This window comes from Neobacillus niacini, assembly GCF_031457145.1.
GTDB classification, from domain to species: Bacteria; Bacillota; Bacilli; order Bacillales; family Cytobacillaceae; genus Neobacillus; species Neobacillus niacini_J.
Genome location: NZ_JAVDVZ010000023.1, coordinates 25,396 through 42,773 on the forward strand (window position 1 = coordinate 25,396; position 17,378 = coordinate 42,773).

The window sequence follows — 17,378 nt, forward strand, 5'->3', positions numbered from 1 at the left end:
GTCATTATTCCTCGGTTGGTTTTTCATTTTTATAAAATTCTTTTGGCTTTTCCAAGTCTTCCCGATGGCGATTCATCCAACGGTTTGCAAAACTAGGGAGTGGGTTCTCTTTTTTCCGTTCTTTCTTCTTGTTTAGCCATTCCCGAATCCGTCTACGCAACCTTGACCGCTTTTTCATCGTTCTTCACCCCAGTCACCTTCATATTTCTCCTTTGGCAATCCAACGGGTTTCCATTATGTGTTTCACTTGTAGTGTATGTTTTAATTTTAACAGGTTATAGGCGAATAAGACAAAAGGCTATTTCCCTTTGGTTACAGCATTTGAAGAGAAAAAAGCGGAAGACTCTGTTCCTCAGCTCCTTGCCGCCCTTATTTCTTTTACAAAGACGATGCACTTTTCCTATTCGTAATTCAATTATTACCAGTTTTCTCCCGTAAGGCTATAAGATAAAACAGATTCTTCAACTACCCTACTTCGTTACTTAAATAAGATAATGCGATCCTTCGTTATTAAGCATCGCACCCGTTAGCCATCCATGCAGCCCAAAATCAGTGCTGCACCACAAAGAATGAAAATGGTTAGGAAGTGTCTATACTGATACTGACCTTAATCCAGTCAACCCTAATCCATAGACTTTTTAATTACCGCTCTCCTCTTTTTTTTTAACGATTGAGCAGGGTCTTCTTCAGGATTGTCATTTTTCTATTCTTGAAGAAACTTATTTTCATGGTAGTTCAACAAGATTAAAGCAGTATTGTCAAACGTATCTGTAATAAAATGACAAATTTATGAATCTGGCGAAAAACTCTTTTCAATTTCAGTTTTAATTGATATTATTCATATTAGAACAGTAGGAATAGTGGGTGTTTCCAAAAATGTCTTTGTATGAAAAATTACCAAGTGATTTTTTGATTCAATTTTATTATGAAGTGAAGAAAATGATTTCAAAAGGATTAGTTTCTAAAAATATGTACTATGAATTAGGACTAATAATTGCAGCTGCGTCAAAAAGAGGGATACTATTGGATAAGCCAAAGGATTTTGAACAACACATTGTCCACGAATTATTAATGGAATTAAGTAACTAGAATTCCGCCGTGATTGAATAAATAGTTCATCTTAAAGTCTTCCATTAAACAAACAAAAAAGCCACTGATAAAAAATCAGTGGCTTTCTTCAACTAAAGCACCCGTTAGCCATCCATGCAGCACAAATCAGTGCTGCACCACAAAGAATGAAAATGGTTAGGAAGTGTCGATACTGACCTTAATCCAGTCAACCCAACTCCATAGACTTTTTAATTACTGCTCTCCTCTTATTTTTAACGATTGAGCAGGGTCTTCTTCAGTATTGTCATTTTTCTATTCTTGAAGAAACTTATTTTCATGGTAGTTGAAGATTGGGGATTTTCTATATTTTGTAGATTGTTCAAAAGAATACGCAAGCTTAACTAATGTTCCTTCACTAAAGGCACCGCCAGCAAAAGTTATTCCGAAGGGTCTTCCATTCTCCTTATAACCTGCGGGTACTGCGATGGAAGGATATCCCGCTTTAGCACAAATAGTAGAACCAATATAAGAAGGAAACAATATTGCATCAAGATTATACTCTTTTAAAGCAAAATCAATACCTTGCTCTTGGGAATAATATAAATCTTCTAGTTTCGCATTTAAATATCCAGGATTCGCCAATGTGTTATGTGGTAATCCCTCTCTATAATCGAGCATATTCTGCCCATACTTTAACGCCTTCTCTTCATTCCTAGTATTAAATTCAATTAATTCTTTATCGGAATGTACAGGCAAGTAAGAAGGCAATTGGGAAAGGAAATTTCCTAATGCATGTTTCATTTCATATATAGGAACCCCCCAACTCCATTCCCTGTGAAAAGATGGAATATCTATTTTCTCGATAACCTCTGCTCCATTACTTCTCACTGTCTGAATTACATTTTTAAAAAGGTCTTCATCGTACTCACCTGAATCTCTGTAATAATCTTTAGAAGCATTATTAAAAACACCAATTCTCGCACCATTTAGTCCTTCTGATTCTAAAAAGGCAGTATAGTCTTGACAAGAAATACCTTCACTTTTATATGTAGCTGGGTCAAACTGGTCGACACCAGTTAAAGCACCTAATAAAATAGCTGCGTCAGTAACTGTCCTCGCAATAGGACCAGGGGTATCTTGTGTGTAAGTAAAAGGAATAATTCCACTACGGCTAATTAATCCAACAGTTGGTTTAATCCCCACCACCGAGTTTTGAACGGCAGGACTAAGAATGGATGCGTCTGTTTCTGTTCCGATGGACACTACGGTTAAATTGGCTGCGACCGCCACAGCGGAGCCTGTACTAGAACCCCCAACAAAAAATTCACCTGGACCATAAGGATTTAACGTTTGACCTCCTCTTGAACTGTAACCTGCCCACATCGTTGTAGACATTCCATTCGCTAATTCGGTCATATTGGTTTTCCCAATAATAACAGCTCCTGCTTCCCGTAGTTTTTCAACTAAAAAAGCATCTTTTGTACTCAAATGGTTTTCTAAAGCTAAGGCTCCTGCACTTGTATGCATTTTATCTTTTGTTTCGATATTGTCTTTAATCAAAACAGGAATACCGTGAAGTGGACCTCTAGTTCCTTTAGTTTTTCTTTCATGGTCTAAACCCTCTGCAATAAATATTGCGTCAGGATTTATCTCCAGTATAGAATTCAATTTGGAACCACTTTGGTCATACCTAGCTATCCTGTATAGATAATACATTACCAGTTCTTTTGAGGTTAAAACTCCCGTCTCGAATGCTTCTTGTATTTCCTTAATTGTTAATTCCTCTTTGAGAATTTTGTTAAAAACTAACTCCAAAAAATTATTCACCCTTTCACCTTATGCATAATGATATTCATAATTTTATCACATTTAGCTTTTGTTTCTTTCAACTAAACTGAAATATCAAATACTTCTTACATTATTAGGTGGTTTTATAATTTAACTAATCTGCACCGTTAGTGAAAAAGCGGCTGCTCTATTGAGCAATCGCACCCGTTAGTTTAAGTGAAATTGTTCACAATTATTCGGTACATAATGGAATTGCTCTATGACTTTACATTACTAGACAAAAATATAAATAAAAAGAAAGAACTTGGAGTTTTTCCAAGTTCTCTATCGTTCGTTGTATAGTTAGTGTAGGAAAGTGCAAAAAGATTTCATAGGATTACTCCTGAAAAATCCCCTCTCAGCACTTCCTTTCCATGTTGATTTCCGCATACAAAGGAGGCAGATATACGTGTCCTATTTTCCTCCTTTTCGAATTGCTCAATTCTTACTTCACAAATTATAGTATCACCAGTAAATACTGGTCTTAAAAACTCAAAATTCATTGTACGAGCGAGTACATTGTAATCGCCGCCTATTTTTGTCGGCAATGTAGCGGTTAGTAATCCCTGTACGACAAGTCTTCCCTGTTCATCTGGAGTAACATGGTGAGAGCCTTCATCACCTGAAATCTTGCTAAACAATGCCACATCTTCTGGTGTTAAGGTCCGTTCAGATGCAATAATAGCACCTTCTTTTAAAGACAATTTTGTTCCCCCCTATATTTGAAATACATTTAAAGATAGTAGGAAAAACTCAGCCTCAATTGAAATGTGACATATATTCATAGGCTGTTGTACCATATACGCTTTTAAAGTGTTTATTTAAATGGGTTAAATCAACAAAACCACATTCTGCTACTGCTGAATAAATATCTCCATTTTTCTCTATCAACTTCTTTGCACGTTCTATCTTGCAATTAAGAAAGTATTGGTATGGGGAAATTCCAGTATGAGCCTTGAACAATCTGATAAACTGAAATTTTGATAAATGAAGCTCTTTGCATATGTCGTCCAGTTTCATTACATTTTCTAAGTTTGTATGAAGCCTTTCCTTTGCTTTTCTAATTAGAGCGTCATCTTTCTTAGAGTAGGTAGAAAGATTGGTTTGCATAAGGCTGTCTGCGAGGGATAACAGTAATTCACTGCACAACGCTTCATCTTTTCCGCCTAAAATTGCATTTGAAAGACTTAATATTCTTTGTTCAAGTCTATAATCATATACAATAGGGGAGGAAAAATGTACTATATCCTTTTTCTCCATAACCTCTAATAGAAGTTGTGGCTCAATATATAACATAACATAATCAAGCCCTGCTTTATCATGTGCCATTCCGTCATGTGCCTGTTCGGGATTAAAAAGCATCACACCATTTTGATAGGATAATTGTAAACTGCCATCCAAGTTATACTCTTGAATACCACGCAATGTTACACCTATTGCATACTCCTTGTGAGAATGCTTTTTATACGTAAAATCAGTGATACTTGCTGACAACGCAGTAATACCTGCCGATTTTTTATAGATAAATTTTTCCATTTAATCCACCCCTTTATCTACATCCAAATCATTATAGCAGAATACGCTAAAAATAATGCCATTAGCACATTAACAAACTTTTGATGCTTCTGTAAAAACTCCTTGAACAATGCACCGAAAAGTACCCATGTAATAAATGCTAAAAATCCAATAACTGTTATAGCTATAACACTTATTGTAACCGCAGGCATTGAGACATGGTAGGGCATAATATAGGTAGGAATTACAGTCATTGTAAATAGTACCACTTTTGGATTTAAGAACTGCATAAGGAAACCTGACATAAACGTACCAGTTTGGTTTACAGTTGGTTTTGATGTATCCGTTTTGTAAACTTGATAAGCGAGATAGAGCATATAACAGCTTCCGATTATCTGCATAACAATTAAGATTTTTGATATTATTGTTACCAGTATCGTATTCAACACAGCAGAAATAACAAGTAAAAAGCCAAACGCAATAGTTGCCCCATACGTATACTCCATTGCCTTTTTTGTCCCAGTATTATGTACTGTGGATAATATGACGATATTAGTGGGTCCTGGTGTAAAAGTTACAATAAAACAGTATAGTAAAAAAGATGTAATATTCATGAGGAACACTCCATTCAAGGTATTCTCATAAATGATACACCTGACAATCTCAATTCATATAGTATATTATTGCAAAATTAGGTAGGCTCTTCTTCAACCTGCTGCGTTAGTTCAACAAGAAAAAGGAGCTGCCGACTATCACAGCTCCATCTTAAACTCAAGCCCCCGTTACTTTAAGTACAACATTTCACAATCTCTCTAATTTGGTCTCTTGTTTTATGCTTTTAATATTTTAACAGAAAAGTTTGGAAATAAAACTTAACAGCAAGATTCAACAATTTTTATTCATTCCCTACTTTTTTTCATTATGTAAGAATACCTTGACGTGCCAATCTTTAGGCTTGATGTTCTTATCCATCCATTCCTTTTGTGGTGCTAAGTACGGAGCAGTGGCGATTAAATGATTATTGTGCCAGCTTGCTGCTCTGGAACGAATCATTTCATCGACCAGGACTTGAATAAATTCTTCTGGCTGAATCTGGAAAGCGTAGCGTGAAAAATCTTGGAACCAAGCACAATTTAATAAGTATTTATCAATTTCTTCTTTTGATAATCCGTTTTTCATGATTAGTGTAAATGCAAAAATCCTTTTGCAGGCATGCCATGAAACTTTTTCTGGACTTTTAAGCCACTTTTCAAGTCGTTTCCTTGCTGTATCAATGGAACTAAGTGGATCCTCTATTTCGGGTCCATGTCCTGAATATGCCTGCCTGATTCGGAGCGTGGACACCCGATCTATACTTTCTAATGATCGTTGGATTGATGAAACACCCTCTCGAAAGATGTTAAACCAGCCAACATCATTTCTGTGAAAGAGATCCCCACAAAAGAATATCTCTTCTTCAGGTTCATATAGAGAAATATGCCCTAACGTGTGTCCTGGTGTGTGCAGAACTTGAAAAGTTCTGCTTCCTGTATGAATTTCATCATTATCAGAGAGCTTCAAATCGACTTGGTAAGGTTCCACAGGCTGATCTAACCATTCGGCACTACCAGCTTCAAGGTCACAAGTATTAATTAAATCAGCATCCCATTTATGAGCAGCAATCTTTACTCCATAATTTTTTTGAAGATGGAAATTTCCCCCTACATGGTCACTATGATAGTGAGTGTTCACAATTAGATGTAATTCCTCTGGTGAAACGCCTGCTTCTTTAATTAATTGCACTGTTTCTTCCGCATCACTACCAAAACCAGTATCAATAAGGATTGGAAACTGATCCTTTATAAGAACCATGTTTGCACTTGGAAATTTTCTTTCAAAGAAAATAATACTATTTTTTTCCATATGATGTTATTCCTCCTTAAGTTCAATGATTAAACAATTATGATTGAACGTTCGCTCAATTATATTATATAATATTTACTGAATAGTTAAATAATTAATTATTTTCCCATTTATGATTACAAAAAGTTGATAATCTTTGTTCACTACTACTGCACCATAAAAATATTTAGAATATCTATGTATTTCTTCAACTAAACTGCACCTTTAGTACAATAAAAAAAAGGTTGCCGTAGCACCCCTTTGAAAGGTAACTAAAGTTAGATGAAGAAGAAAAAACAACATTCTTTAACAGATCCAATAAATAAAAACAGGGCATAGGAAATTTCTATGCCCTGTTTTATGGTTAATGAAATTTGTGGTCAACAAGATTCTTTGGTTTGCCGTTTTCAAATTAAAACGGCTCGATGGCTTTCTCGTTTTTACCAGTTTGAGGCTGATTTTCAATTCTTCTTTCTTCGGCTTCCTTGGGAATTTCTTTAAGGTGTTTATTTACTTCTTCTACTTGATTGGTAGTTCGCATTTCATCCATTTTTAAAAACCTCAATTCATTAAAATATCTTTGATAAATATAATATGTCGCAGTGATAAAGATTTTATGTCCGTTAAATCAGACCTGCAATATTTGAATGGACGCCTATTTATATGGCATAGTAATTACAGCAAAAAAATGGCAACGAGTATGATAATTATGAAGGACGTATTTCTTAAAATTTTTTATATCTCAAAGGAAAACTCAGTTACGCAGCGAGGTTCCTTCCCATTAAGAGGAAAAACATAGGAAGTCGTGGCTTATGAAAATGAATCAGAGTCCTTCGGAGACTGTTTTTTTATTGTCTAGAGGATCGCCCCCAGTAATCTCCTTATTCAACATAAGCACCCGTTAGTTGAATAAGAAAAAGACACTTATTCAACAATCGCGCCCTATAATGGAATAACTAAGATACTTATATTGGCTGGTATAGTTCTATAAAAACAGTAAATATTTAAACCTGAAGAGCTTTTTGTAATGATTTTTTCATTGCTTCTACAAAGTTCTGACGTGTCTCTTCAGATAATTCTAATAAGGAAAGATAGGGATTTAAATCTTCTAATTCGACTAATAAAAGCTCCCCTTGTTCGCTTCGACAGGCATCAACTCGTTGAATCCCCCAGTCAAGATTATTCCAGTCGATGAAACGTTTAGCAAAAGCTAAATCTTCTTCCGTAGCTACATACTCTTTCAATTCCCATCTTTTATCTTTATCTGGTGCATAAAGGGCGTATTGAAGTTCTTTATCGATAAAATAAAATGAGACTTCATATTCAAAATTGATAAATGGTTGTACCAATGTATTTTTCGATTCTGAATTAACTTTTTCACTCAATTCATCTTTTGTAACAAATTCCATCCCGATAGAGTCTGCTCCATCTTTCGGCTTTACGATATACCTGTCTACACTAGGGAGTTTATTTAGGGAATCAAGGGTATCAATCGTTGGAATAACAGGAAAATGAGCATTTGTTAGTTCAATTAAATATTCTTTTCCGTTCATATCAGCCTTCCCATCAAACGAATTATATGTGTTTAAATGTTTAGAAACAATTCGGTTGCGGAATGCTTCATATTTGTCTTTAAAATTTGCGACTGGACCTGCATTTCGGAAAACAATTAAATCAGCATGATCTTCAAATGCTTCGATATTTTCAGGATGACAGATGACCAAATTAAAGGCTTCTCTAAGTTTAGAAGTAAGAAATAAATCCTCTTCATAATAGTTTCTTCCTTTTGCTTCATAATATAAATCTGTTACAAATAGTAGCGTCTTCATTACGCCTTCACCTGCTATTCTTAAATTTTTATTGTAAAAACATCCTAAAAAACAAAAAATCCCGTCTCAGTAAGAGACGAGATTGAAACTCGCGGTACCACTCTTGTTTAATAAAATGTTTGAATAACACTTTACTACCCTTTACAAACGTACAATCATACGTTGTCCCTTGTAACGGAGGAAACCGATAAAGCTTACTAAACATTCGGCTTTACTTCTCGGAGATGATTTTCGGTTATTATCTGAACACTGGTTTTCAGCAAAGCACCAGCTCTCTTTGGAACAGAAACAATAACGTACTCTTTCTCTTCATAGAATTTAAATCAAATTGGATTAAGTAGACATTATTATATATTAATCAGAAAATAAAACAAATGGTTATTTAAGGAAGTTTATTGAATTTCTTTATACAATTATTTGCTTCAACACTTTAATATCCAGTTCCCTTTAAAAGTGTTGCAATATGGTCCGATTGTTGAACAAAGCTAAAACATGTTTCTTCAACTAACCTGCAACGTTAGCACAATAAGCAATAAGAGCTGCCGTATCGACAACTCCCAATTCAGCTATCGGACCCGTTAGCTTAATAAAGATAGCCTAAAAAATCTAGATCTCCTTCGCTCCAACCAGACTTACCAACTTCTTTAATCATTAATCCATCAATTACTTCATAACCTATATCCCTTGTAATTTGACTTATATGGTCAATTTTTAACCATTTACATTTGTTCGTAACTGACTTGTACCCATTTTTTAAATACAACGTTTTGTTGTCAGCAAATAACAATAAAAAATCAATATTTCTATTGCAACAAAACTGTTCAATTTCTAAAAGTAACATCGAACCTATCCCCTGTGAGCGAGTGTTTTGGGTGACACATAAATCAATTAGACCAAGCACTCTTATAGGATTTCCGTTAAGATTCATCACTCTGTAATCTATTCCTACCTGTCCTACAAGTTGATTTTTGTCATTAAAAACTACAAATCTAAAATGAGGTAATTGTTTGAAATAAATTCTGTTTTTTGGAAAGTCTTCTTGAAAACATTCGCTTAACAATTCTTGTATATTTGAAGTTAAATCATTACCTATTTCATAATCAAATACCATATCTATCTTCACATTATCTTCTCCAATTATCTTCATTAGAGCAGCCCCTCTAGTCTTAAACTAAAGCACCCGTTACTTTAAGTACATTCCTTCACAATTTCTTTGAAATTGAAATGAACAAGAAAATATCGATGTTACCGTTGCTCATTACCCCGTACCGTTTGAATACTTTGAATATTCTTTACTAATCATTCTAAAAATGATAAAATTTTTTTAAAGGGGTGAAAAAATGGCTAGACACAAAGAATTTGATGAAGCCAAGGTTTTACGAAAAGCAATGGTGCTTTTTTGGCGAAATGGATATGAAAAAACGTCTATGCAAGATTTAGTAGACAATATGAACATACACCGTCGAAGTATTTATGACACATTTGGTGATAAACAGACGTTGTTTCTACGAGCTTTACAACTCTTCGAAGAAACACTCGGAAAAAGAATGGAAGAACAAATTAAACCTATTAATTCAGTCAAGTTAGCGATAAAAAAATTATTTGAAATGGTGGTTTTTTCGGATGAAGAAAAACCCCCAGGATGTTTAATTGTTAATACAGCTGTAGAATTAACCTTACATGACCAAGAAGTTGCTGACAGGATTAGTAAAAGCTTTAGTAAGACAGAATCATTTATATTCGAACTACTATTGCAGGGGCAAATAAGTGGGGAAATATCCGATCAACTTGATATAGAAAAATCATCTCAATTTATTCATAATTCACTTATTGGGCTAAGAGTATTAGCCAAAACAACGAAAGATAAAGAGAAACTTCAAAACATCATTGATTCGACTATAGCGGCATTAGAATACCATTTTTAGAATGAACGTTCTAAAAATTGGTATGACTTGTCTAATCTTTTTTATTTTTATATGGAGGGTGAAAAGAATGAATCATTTAGAGGTTTTAAAGAAAATGGCAGCCGGTGAATTACCTGGAGCTCCTGTTGCGGAGGTATTAGGTTTTAACGTAACGGAAGTGGAAGTAGGCAGAGTTGTAGTTGAAATAGATGCAACTGAAAGGTTACATAATCCAATGGGTACGCTGCACGGGGGAATTTTATGTGACATAGCCGATGCTGCGATGGGCTTAGCATTTGTATCTACATTAGCTGAGGGCGAACTTTTTACGACGATCGAAATTAAATTAAATTTCCTAAAACCTATTTTTAAATCTAGACTTCGAGCTGAGGGAAAATTGATAAAAAAAGGTTCAACAGTCGGATTGCTGGAGTGTCATGTATATGATGAAAAACAAAGTCTCGTGGCACACTCTACAAGTACATGTATGATTTTGAAGGGTAATTCTACCGGAAAAAGATCGAAAATAGAATAATATAACTAATCTCTTCTAAAAAGAAAGTCCATTCAAAGTAAGGTCCATAAAGTTTTAGCTATCATTTAGCTTGTAGTACGATGTAAAGTTCATTTTATCAATATTAAAAAGGTAAGGTGGGAACAAATGCCTTCTATTCTAACGGCTCCTTCCAAAATGGAAAGCACGGTGCACTTACAAGAGAATAAACTTATTTTAGTATGGAGTGTTACCATTTTGTTTGTGGTAATGAATACAACCATGTTTAATGTGGCATTACCCTTTATACTGAAAGACTTATCCTTAAACCCATCCTTGGGCTCATGGCTGGTATCAGGTTATTCCATCATGTTTGCCATTTCAACATTAACTTTTGGTCGCCTATCTGATTTTGTTCCCCTCTCGAGACTTCTACTCCATGGAATTTGCCTATTAGGCATATCATCCGTCATCGGTTTCTTTTCAACAAATTTTTTTCTCTTATTAGCAGTTAGAATTCTTCAAGCAGCTGGAGCAGGAGCCGTTATGGGATTAAGTATGATCATGGCTGGGCGGTATATCCCTCTATCAAGACGTGGAAAAGTGATGGCGATTATTTCTTCAGCTGCCTCTTTGGCATTTGGGCTAGGTCCTGTATTAGGGGGAGTGATTACTCAATACTTAGGATGGAATTATCTTTTCGTTGTCACTATTTTTTCTGTCCTGTCTATTCCTTTCTTCCTAAAGTTATTGCCTAATGAGGTGATTAAAAAAGGACAGTTCGATTTATTCGGTGCTATTCTTACCGGGCTTAGTGTAACAGGTCTGTTACTGTTTCTATCTACATTTTCGTATGGGATACTATTAGGAACAGTTGTTCTTTTTGCGGTATGGTGGAAATATCTTAATAAGACGGAAGAACCGTTTATTCCGCCAATCCTCCTTAAAAATAAGCAATATACAAAGCTCCTTCTTATTAATGGTTCCGCTTTTTTCATTAACTTTTCAAATCTGTTTTTAATGCCCATTATTCTCACAACTGTATTCGGAAAAGAACCAGCAGAGCTAGGAATGATTATTTTTCCAGGTGCCGTTATCGCTGTGGTTGCTGGCATATATATAGGAAGATTCATTGACCGTTTTGGGAATGCACCCTTAATTATTTTTGGGCAGTTATTGTTATTAACTGCCTCAATCTTATTTGCATGGTTCTCTTCTGCAAATCCCTATTTTATCATTTTCATTTATATGTTTGCTAGCGTTGGCTTTACGGCAATTTCTTCGAGTATTTCGAACGAGATAACAAGGATTTTGCCAATCAATAAGATTGGTTCGGGGATAGGAATCATCCAATTAATGCAATTTTTCGGTGCAGGTCTCGGAGTGACTATTTCTGGATTACTCATAACCATTCAAGAAGGTTTATCTTTGGAAATGGTTTATCGAAATATTTTTATTTGCTTCTCGATTATTAACATTATGACTGGTTTCATATACGGCTTCTATCTTCGTAGAGCTAGGTTAAAGGAGGAAAGTTAAATTCTTCATCGCTTGAAAAGAAATAGGGCGTCCATAATAGGTTTCCAGCACTCTTCCAGGGGTGCTGTTTTATTTCCAAAGAAGGTCAATAAAATAATTTTTTCAGTTGTGAGTCATTTCATAATTGAACTTTCCCGTTTGCGACATAAATAAAAAGCTACCCTATTGGTAGCTAGATCTATAAAAGGAAAGCACCTTATAGTTTAACAAGAGTTCTTCCACGTACTTGAATTTTAGATTAAAAGGTTACAATAACTTTGCCTTGTGAGTGTCCAGTAGAAACTTTTATTAATGCTTTGTTAATGTCATTAAAATTATAAATTGAATCAATAGAGGGCGTGATATTTTCTTTTTCAACAAGGTTAGTGATTTTTTGTAATTGACTACCATTGGCTTGCACGAATAAAAAGTGATATTCATTTTTATGTTTACGTGCTAAAGAATCTACACGAGCACCCACTAAACCAAACAATAGTTTTTTCCACACTGGAAAATTATTTTCAACCGCAAAGCGATAATTAGGTACGGCTTTTAATGATACTAATTTCCCTTGAGGCTTTAAAATACCAAGTTCTGCTTTTATCTCTTTTGCTCCCAAGGTGTCAATAACATAATCTAAATCAAATAAAATGTTGGCATAGTTTTCCTCATGGTAATTTATGAATCTATCAGCGCCAATCGACAGTGTACGTGATCTACCTCTTTCACTGCCGCTTGTTATAACATATAACCCCATTGATTTGGCGATGGGGATTGCCATAGCCCCAAAGCCACCGGTACCTCCAGGGATAAATAACTTTTTGTTAGGCTGAGCATTGAGTACGTCATTTAATGCTTGATAAGCAGTCAAAGCAGTGAGAGGAACAGCGGCTGCTTCAATAAAGGATAAATTTTTAGGCATTATGGATATAGCATCTTCATTGACGACCGCATATTCAGCAAATGCTCCAATTTGATTAACTGGCAACCTCGTATAAATGTGGTCGCCAACGTGGAAGTTCTCAACATCTTTTCCAACAGCCTCAATAACGCCAGATAGTTCATTCCCTAAAGTTAATGGTAAATCATAATCAGAAATCATTCGAATACTTCCATTTAAAATAAGGATATCTAATGGATTAACACCTGCTGCTTTTACTTTAACGAGTACCTCCTGGCTATTAATTTCTGGAATTTTAACATCATTCAATTCCACTTGAACTTTTTTTGAATATTTCTGCATTTGAGCAGCTCTCATTTTTTCATCCTTTTCCTTTACAATGTTTTGGTGGCTTTTCATAAAATGCAATCTCTAGCGTTGAATGTAGGTGACTCAAAACAAAAACCAGTGCTTGATAGCCCAAGAATGCACCAAACGCCTGAAAATACACGTAATTCATACGTCAAGCCTGATTTTCAGGTTGAGCCAAAAAACGGCACAAACTTTTATTATATTAATACCAAGACAGCTGTTTCCCAAAATGTCTAATTCTGATGAAAGAATGGCGTACAATTTTTCAGTTGTACGCCATTTTTCACCCTATAAGCTATACTTACCCCTCTTGGGATTTTAAATCTTTCATCGTAGGATAATCCGTATAACCCACGCTTCCGTTACCACCAAAGAATGTTGTACGGTCTGCTTCATTCAAAGAAAACCTTTTTTTGAGACGTTCTACTAAATCCGGATTAGCTAATGACCATACACCGACTGGTACCATATCAGCAACGCCATTATCAATATCTATACTAATATCTTCTAGAGATCGACCAGCTCGATTGACTAATAATGGATTTGACCAAATTGAACGAATTTCTTGGAGCAGTGTTTCGTTTCCTACATGCATAACATGAAGGTAAGCCAAATTGAATTGAGCTAATTCTTTTACAAGATGGAGATAAACTTCAGGACCTTGTTCACCTTCTTCAATTCCACCAAGAGGTACCCCTGGTGAGATACGAAAGCCTGTTCTTTCTGCTCCAATTTCTTCAACGATTGCTTTCGTTATTTCGATAGCAAAGCGAGCACGATTCTCTATTGATCCACCGTATTTATCCGTTCGTTTATTAGAATTTTCTCCGATAAATTGATGAATTAGATAACCATTTGCTCCATGAATTTCAACGCCATCAGCTCCTGCTTCAATAGCCGCAGATGCTGCTTTTCGGTAGTCTGCAATTGTCGTTTGAATATCTTCTTCACTTAACTCACGGGGAACGGGTATTTCCTGCATTCCTTTAGCAGTAAACATTTCTACTCCAGGTGCGATCGCAGATGGTGCAACTGCTTGACGATGATGTGGTGTATTGTCAGGGTGCGACATACGACCGACATGCATTAATTGGATATACATAAATCCACCTGCTCCATGCACAGCATCCGTAACCTTTTTCCACCCTTCAATATGCTTTTCAGTATAGATGCCAGGTGACCATAAGTAACCTTGTCCATCATCAGAAGGTTGTGTACCTTCACTAATAATTAATCCCAAAGATGCTCTTTGAGCATAATAAAGGGAACTTAGTTCTCCCGGTGTACCATCTTCTTGCGCTCTACTACGTGTCATTGGTGCCATCGCTAAACGATGAGGTAATTCCAAATTTCCAATTTTCGTTTTGCTCCACAATTTATCCATTTTTGTACACTCCTCTTCAAATTATGTTACCCGTTGTATACGTGTGTCCTTTTACCTTTTGTTTGAAATCTTGGACAAATCACTGAATTAGTAATTTGTATTAGGAGAGATGTGGGTATATCGCAGATACACCACCGGCAAAATTTCTTTGGATCTTTCGGCTCACATCATCAGCAACAATTTCAAAGCTGTCGGATTCTAATCCATCAATAGTAATTTTTGCTATATCCTCAGGTTTGGATTTGGGAACTTCTAAGCTCGATGTCATGTCTGTCTCCATGAAGCCTACATGTAATCCAGCTACTCTCACATTTTGAGGATAGAGATTTAAACGTAGGTCGTTTGTCAATGCCCACTCTGCCGCCTTTGCAGCAGTATAAGCGCCAACAGTTCCCGAACTAGCCCAAGATAATGCGGAAAGAATATTCAGAATCGTTCCTCCCCCATTATTTGTTAGAATCGGTGCGAAAGTACGAACCATGGAAAGTGTGCCAAAGAAATGCGTATTAAACTCCAAATGTATTTTATCGAGATCACCGTCAATCAAAGAAGCACCTGTAGACGATCCCGCATTGTTGATCAAAAGCGTAACATCCTTAGCGACCATAGCAGCTGCATCTACCTCTTGAAGGTTGGTAATATCAAGCTTTACAGGAATTACACCTGGAATGTCAATGGACTCCGGATTTCTTGCACCTGCATAAACCTTAGCCCCTCTGGATAGAAGTTCAAGTGCTAAATGGCGTCCAAAACCTCGATTTGCGCCGGTTACAAATGCGACTTGTTCAGAAATTTTCATTTTAATGTGCTCCTTTTATTATTTAATTTTGGTAAACAAAATGTTTTCCTCTTCAATACTACGCAAGTAATGATTTCCTTAAGGAGAAGTTTTGAAAAAGGGCAAGTCTCGCTATATGGGAATGGTCATTCTAGAAAACACATAAGAATGATCCCTACATGGAGAGAGCTTAAGTAAGGCAAGACTCATATACGAGAATGACCATTCTAAAAAACAAAAGAATAATCCCTTCATGGAGGGAGCTTAAGCAAGGCAAGACTCATATACGAGAACGATCATTCTAAAAAAGGCATAAGCATGATATCTTCTTAGGAGTAAGCTTTACTACAGCTCAGACTTACTCATATAGGACCTATAATTCTAAGAATGAAATAATTACTTATCTAAAAGTTTTATGGATAAATTGGCTATACGGTGTAGTTTTTCTTTGGGAATGGAGGTTCTTGTCATTACCCTTAACCCAACACATACAGTATGCAGATGTTCCGCCAGTTCGCCGGCATCATAATCTGAGGTAAATTCTCCCTCTTCCTGCCCCCAAACAATAATATCCTTGAGTAGCTGCTCTGATAGTGTGAACGAGTCAGTGGACTTTGAATCCACATCATCATCGCGCATTGCCAATTCCACCGCCGAATTCACCATTAAACAGCCTGAAGGCGAGTTCTCTTCACCATGTATCATGAACCTAAAAATAAACTGAAGAGCCTCCGCTGCAGTCTTGGAGCGCTTAACTTCTCCTGTTAGCTCAGCACTGACTTTATCGCGAAATCGGTCCATAGCTTTCAAAAACAACGTATGTTTGTCGCCAAATGTGTCATACAAACTTCTACGATGGATTCCCATATGCTCGACCAGATCGGTCAAGGATGTCTTCTCATAACCTTGTGCCCAAAAGAGCTTCATCGCCTTGTCTAATACTACGTTCTCTTCAAATTCTTTACTTCTTGCCATACTATTTTCCTCCTCCCATAGTCAATATAACATATTGAGAACGAACGGTAAAGAATATAAGTTCATAATACTCATTCTGAAATTTCCAAATATAGTGAAAATACCTATAGTTCAAGTGAAATCAGCATAATCTAAATCCCTTGATTATGTGTTCCCAAGAATCTTATCAAAGGCTGATTCTTAGGGAAAACATACTTTTGTGGAATAAAAAACTGGAGGCTTACAAATACAATATCAATTCAGAAATTTAGTACAAATATCCTTCTATTCTTATTAAGATACCACAATTCGGGGATTTTTTATTCTTTATATTTATAATAGTGAAGCTGTTTCTTTTATGGTTTGCTTGATTTATTTAAACCTTCGTCAAAGCCGCTTTAAATATAATGTGTAGTTCGCACCCATTTACGCTATTCTGCTCGTTAGCACAATAAAGGTTGCTCTACTTTCGCACCCGTTAGCCATCCATGAATCCCAAAAAAAGCTCTTCACCACAAAGAATGAAAATGTATTGAATCCATCCATAATGATTCTAAGGCTGGGAGAGGAAGGTCGATACACTATGGTGCCTTAGAGCCCATCCGTTAGTCTGACTCCAACGACCACGGTGCACCACAAACTGTCGCTCCCTTACGGGAAGCACTCATGGTAGATTAATCCTAATTCTGATTGTTGCACCAGCCTCCAATTTACAAGCCTTGAAAGGAAGATTTCAATGGATGTAATCATTGAAAGAGCATGTGGTTTGGATGTCCATAAAGACAATATCACTGCTTGTATTATGACAACAGAAGGAAAGGAGATTCAAACGTTTTCTACTAAGACTGTTTTTCTACTAAAGTTAATGGATTGGATCAAAGAGAATAACTGTACTCATGTTGCCATGGAAAGCACTAGCGTTTATTGGAAACCAATTGTTAACTTATTAGAATCCGAAGGAATCGAGTTTTTAGTAGTAAACGCTCAACACAT

19 protein-coding genes and 1 other annotated feature are annotated in these 17,378 nt (G+C 36.0%); of the genes, 6 read left to right on the top strand and 13 right to left on the bottom strand.

Annotated features, from left to right (window positions below; translation table 11 throughout):
• Positions 1–4: 4 nt before the first annotated feature.
• Positions 5–178 carry a hypothetical protein gene (locus tag J2Y03_RS27730; RefSeq protein ID WP_310200356.1) on the bottom strand — a complete coding sequence of 58 codons (174 nt, stop codon included), beginning with the start codon at positions 176–178 and terminating at the stop codon, positions 5–7.
• A gap of 698 nt (positions 179–876) precedes the next feature.
• Here J2Y03_RS27730 and J2Y03_RS27735 point away from each other — a divergent pair.
• Positions 877–1,089 carry a hypothetical protein gene (locus tag J2Y03_RS27735; protein ID WP_307300958.1) on the top strand — a complete coding sequence of 71 codons (213 nt, stop codon included), beginning with the start codon at positions 877–879 and terminating at the stop codon, positions 1,087–1,089.
• 273 nt (positions 1,090–1,362) lie between these two features.
• Here the strand turns inward: J2Y03_RS27735 and J2Y03_RS27740 are convergent, their stop codons facing one another.
• The 8 genes from J2Y03_RS27740 to J2Y03_RS27775 all read right to left on the bottom strand — a co-directional run bounded on the left by J2Y03_RS27740 (position 1,363) and on the right by J2Y03_RS27775 (position 9,249).
• Positions 1,363–2,865 (bottom strand): amidase family protein, encoded by a 1,503-nt coding sequence (locus J2Y03_RS27740; RefSeq protein ID WP_310200358.1) that lies wholly within the window; start codon positions 2,863–2,865, stop codon positions 1,363–1,365.
• Positions 2,866–3,206: 341 nt separating this feature from the next.
• Positions 3,207–3,581: a hotdog domain-containing protein gene (locus J2Y03_RS27745; RefSeq protein WP_310200360.1), complete on the bottom strand. Its 375-nt coding sequence runs from the start codon at positions 3,579–3,581 to the stop codon at positions 3,207–3,209.
• A 55-nt stretch (positions 3,582–3,636) separates the two neighbouring features.
• On the bottom strand, positions 3,637–4,413 hold the full coding sequence (locus tag J2Y03_RS27750) for an AraC family transcriptional regulator (protein ID WP_310200362.1): 777 nt from the start codon (positions 4,411–4,413) through the stop codon (positions 3,637–3,639).
• Positions 4,414–4,430: 17 nt separating this feature from the next.
• Positions 4,431–5,006: a LysE family translocator gene (locus tag J2Y03_RS27755; protein ID WP_310200365.1), complete on the bottom strand. Its 576-nt coding sequence runs from the start codon at positions 5,004–5,006 to the stop codon at positions 4,431–4,433.
• A 292-nt stretch (positions 5,007–5,298) separates the two neighbouring features.
• Positions 5,299–6,294 (bottom strand): MBL fold metallo-hydrolase, encoded by a 996-nt coding sequence (locus J2Y03_RS27760; protein WP_310200367.1) that lies wholly within the window; start codon positions 6,292–6,294, stop codon positions 5,299–5,301.
• A 391-nt stretch (positions 6,295–6,685) separates the two neighbouring features.
• Positions 6,686–6,823, bottom strand: coding sequence for a hypothetical protein (locus J2Y03_RS27765; protein WP_165903271.1), 138 nt, complete (start codon positions 6,821–6,823; stop codon positions 6,686–6,688).
• 454 nt (positions 6,824–7,277) lie between these two features.
• Positions 7,278–8,102 (bottom strand): ATP-grasp domain-containing protein, encoded by an 825-nt coding sequence (locus tag J2Y03_RS27770; RefSeq protein ID WP_310200369.1) that lies wholly within the window; start codon positions 8,100–8,102, stop codon positions 7,278–7,280.
• A gap of 69 nt (positions 8,103–8,171) precedes the next feature.
• Positions 8,172–8,424: a binding site (T-box leader), on the bottom strand.
• 261 nt (positions 8,425–8,685) lie between these two features.
• On the bottom strand, positions 8,686–9,249 hold the full coding sequence (locus J2Y03_RS27775) for a GNAT family N-acetyltransferase (protein ID WP_310200371.1): 564 nt from the start codon (positions 9,247–9,249) through the stop codon (positions 8,686–8,688).
• Positions 9,250–9,442: 193 nt separating this feature from the next.
• Between J2Y03_RS27775 and J2Y03_RS27780 the strand changes: the two genes are divergently transcribed.
• From J2Y03_RS27780 to J2Y03_RS27790, 3 genes are all read left to right on the top strand, one after another.
• Entirely contained in the window at positions 9,443–10,027 is a 585-nt protein-coding gene (locus tag J2Y03_RS27780; protein WP_310200373.1) for a TetR/AcrR family transcriptional regulator, read from the top strand.
• A gap of 67 nt (positions 10,028–10,094) precedes the next feature.
• The gene (locus tag J2Y03_RS27785) at positions 10,095–10,541 is read left to right on the top strand and encodes a PaaI family thioesterase (RefSeq protein ID WP_310200375.1); all 447 of its coding nucleotides are present in this window, start codon (positions 10,095–10,097) and stop codon (positions 10,539–10,541) included.
• 126 nt (positions 10,542–10,667) lie between these two features.
• A complete protein-coding gene (locus J2Y03_RS27790) occupies positions 10,668–12,038 on the top strand; it encodes an MFS transporter (RefSeq protein WP_310200377.1) in 1,371 nt (456 codons plus the stop codon).
• A 238-nt stretch (positions 12,039–12,276) separates the two neighbouring features.
• On the opposite strand, the gene J2Y03_RS27795 is transcribed toward J2Y03_RS27790, so the two are convergent.
• Positions 12,277–13,275, bottom strand: a complete 999-nt coding sequence (locus tag J2Y03_RS27795) for an NADP-dependent oxidoreductase (RefSeq protein ID WP_310200390.1) — start codon at positions 13,273–13,275, stop codon at positions 12,277–12,279.
• A gap of 45 nt (positions 13,276–13,320) precedes the next feature.
• On the opposite strand from J2Y03_RS27795, the gene J2Y03_RS27800 reads away from it, so the two are divergent.
• Positions 13,321–13,506, top strand: a complete 186-nt coding sequence (locus J2Y03_RS27800) for a hypothetical protein (protein WP_310200379.1) — start codon at positions 13,321–13,323, stop codon at positions 13,504–13,506.
• Between the two features lie 64 nt (positions 13,507–13,570).
• On the opposite strand, the gene J2Y03_RS27805 is transcribed toward J2Y03_RS27800, so the two are convergent.
• The 3 genes from J2Y03_RS27805 to J2Y03_RS27815 all read right to left on the bottom strand — a co-directional run bounded on the left by J2Y03_RS27805 (position 13,571) and on the right by J2Y03_RS27815 (position 16,406).
• Positions 13,571–14,653: an alkene reductase gene (locus tag J2Y03_RS27805; protein ID WP_310200381.1), complete on the bottom strand. Its 1,083-nt coding sequence runs from the start codon at positions 14,651–14,653 to the stop codon at positions 13,571–13,573.
• Between the two features lie 100 nt (positions 14,654–14,753).
• Complete coding sequence (locus tag J2Y03_RS27810) at positions 14,754–15,452, bottom strand: SDR family oxidoreductase (protein WP_310200382.1); 699 nt, start codon at positions 15,450–15,452, stop codon at positions 14,754–14,756.
• Between the two features lie 375 nt (positions 15,453–15,827).
• Entirely contained in the window at positions 15,828–16,406 is a 579-nt protein-coding gene (locus J2Y03_RS27815) for a TetR/AcrR family transcriptional regulator (RefSeq protein WP_310200384.1), read from the bottom strand.
• Between the two features lie 715 nt (positions 16,407–17,121).
• Here J2Y03_RS27815 and J2Y03_RS27820 point away from each other — a divergent pair.
• Positions 17,122–17,378, top strand: a 257-nt coding sequence (locus tag J2Y03_RS27820) for an IS110 family transposase (protein ID WP_310200386.1), incomplete at its 3' end; no start/stop codon positions are given.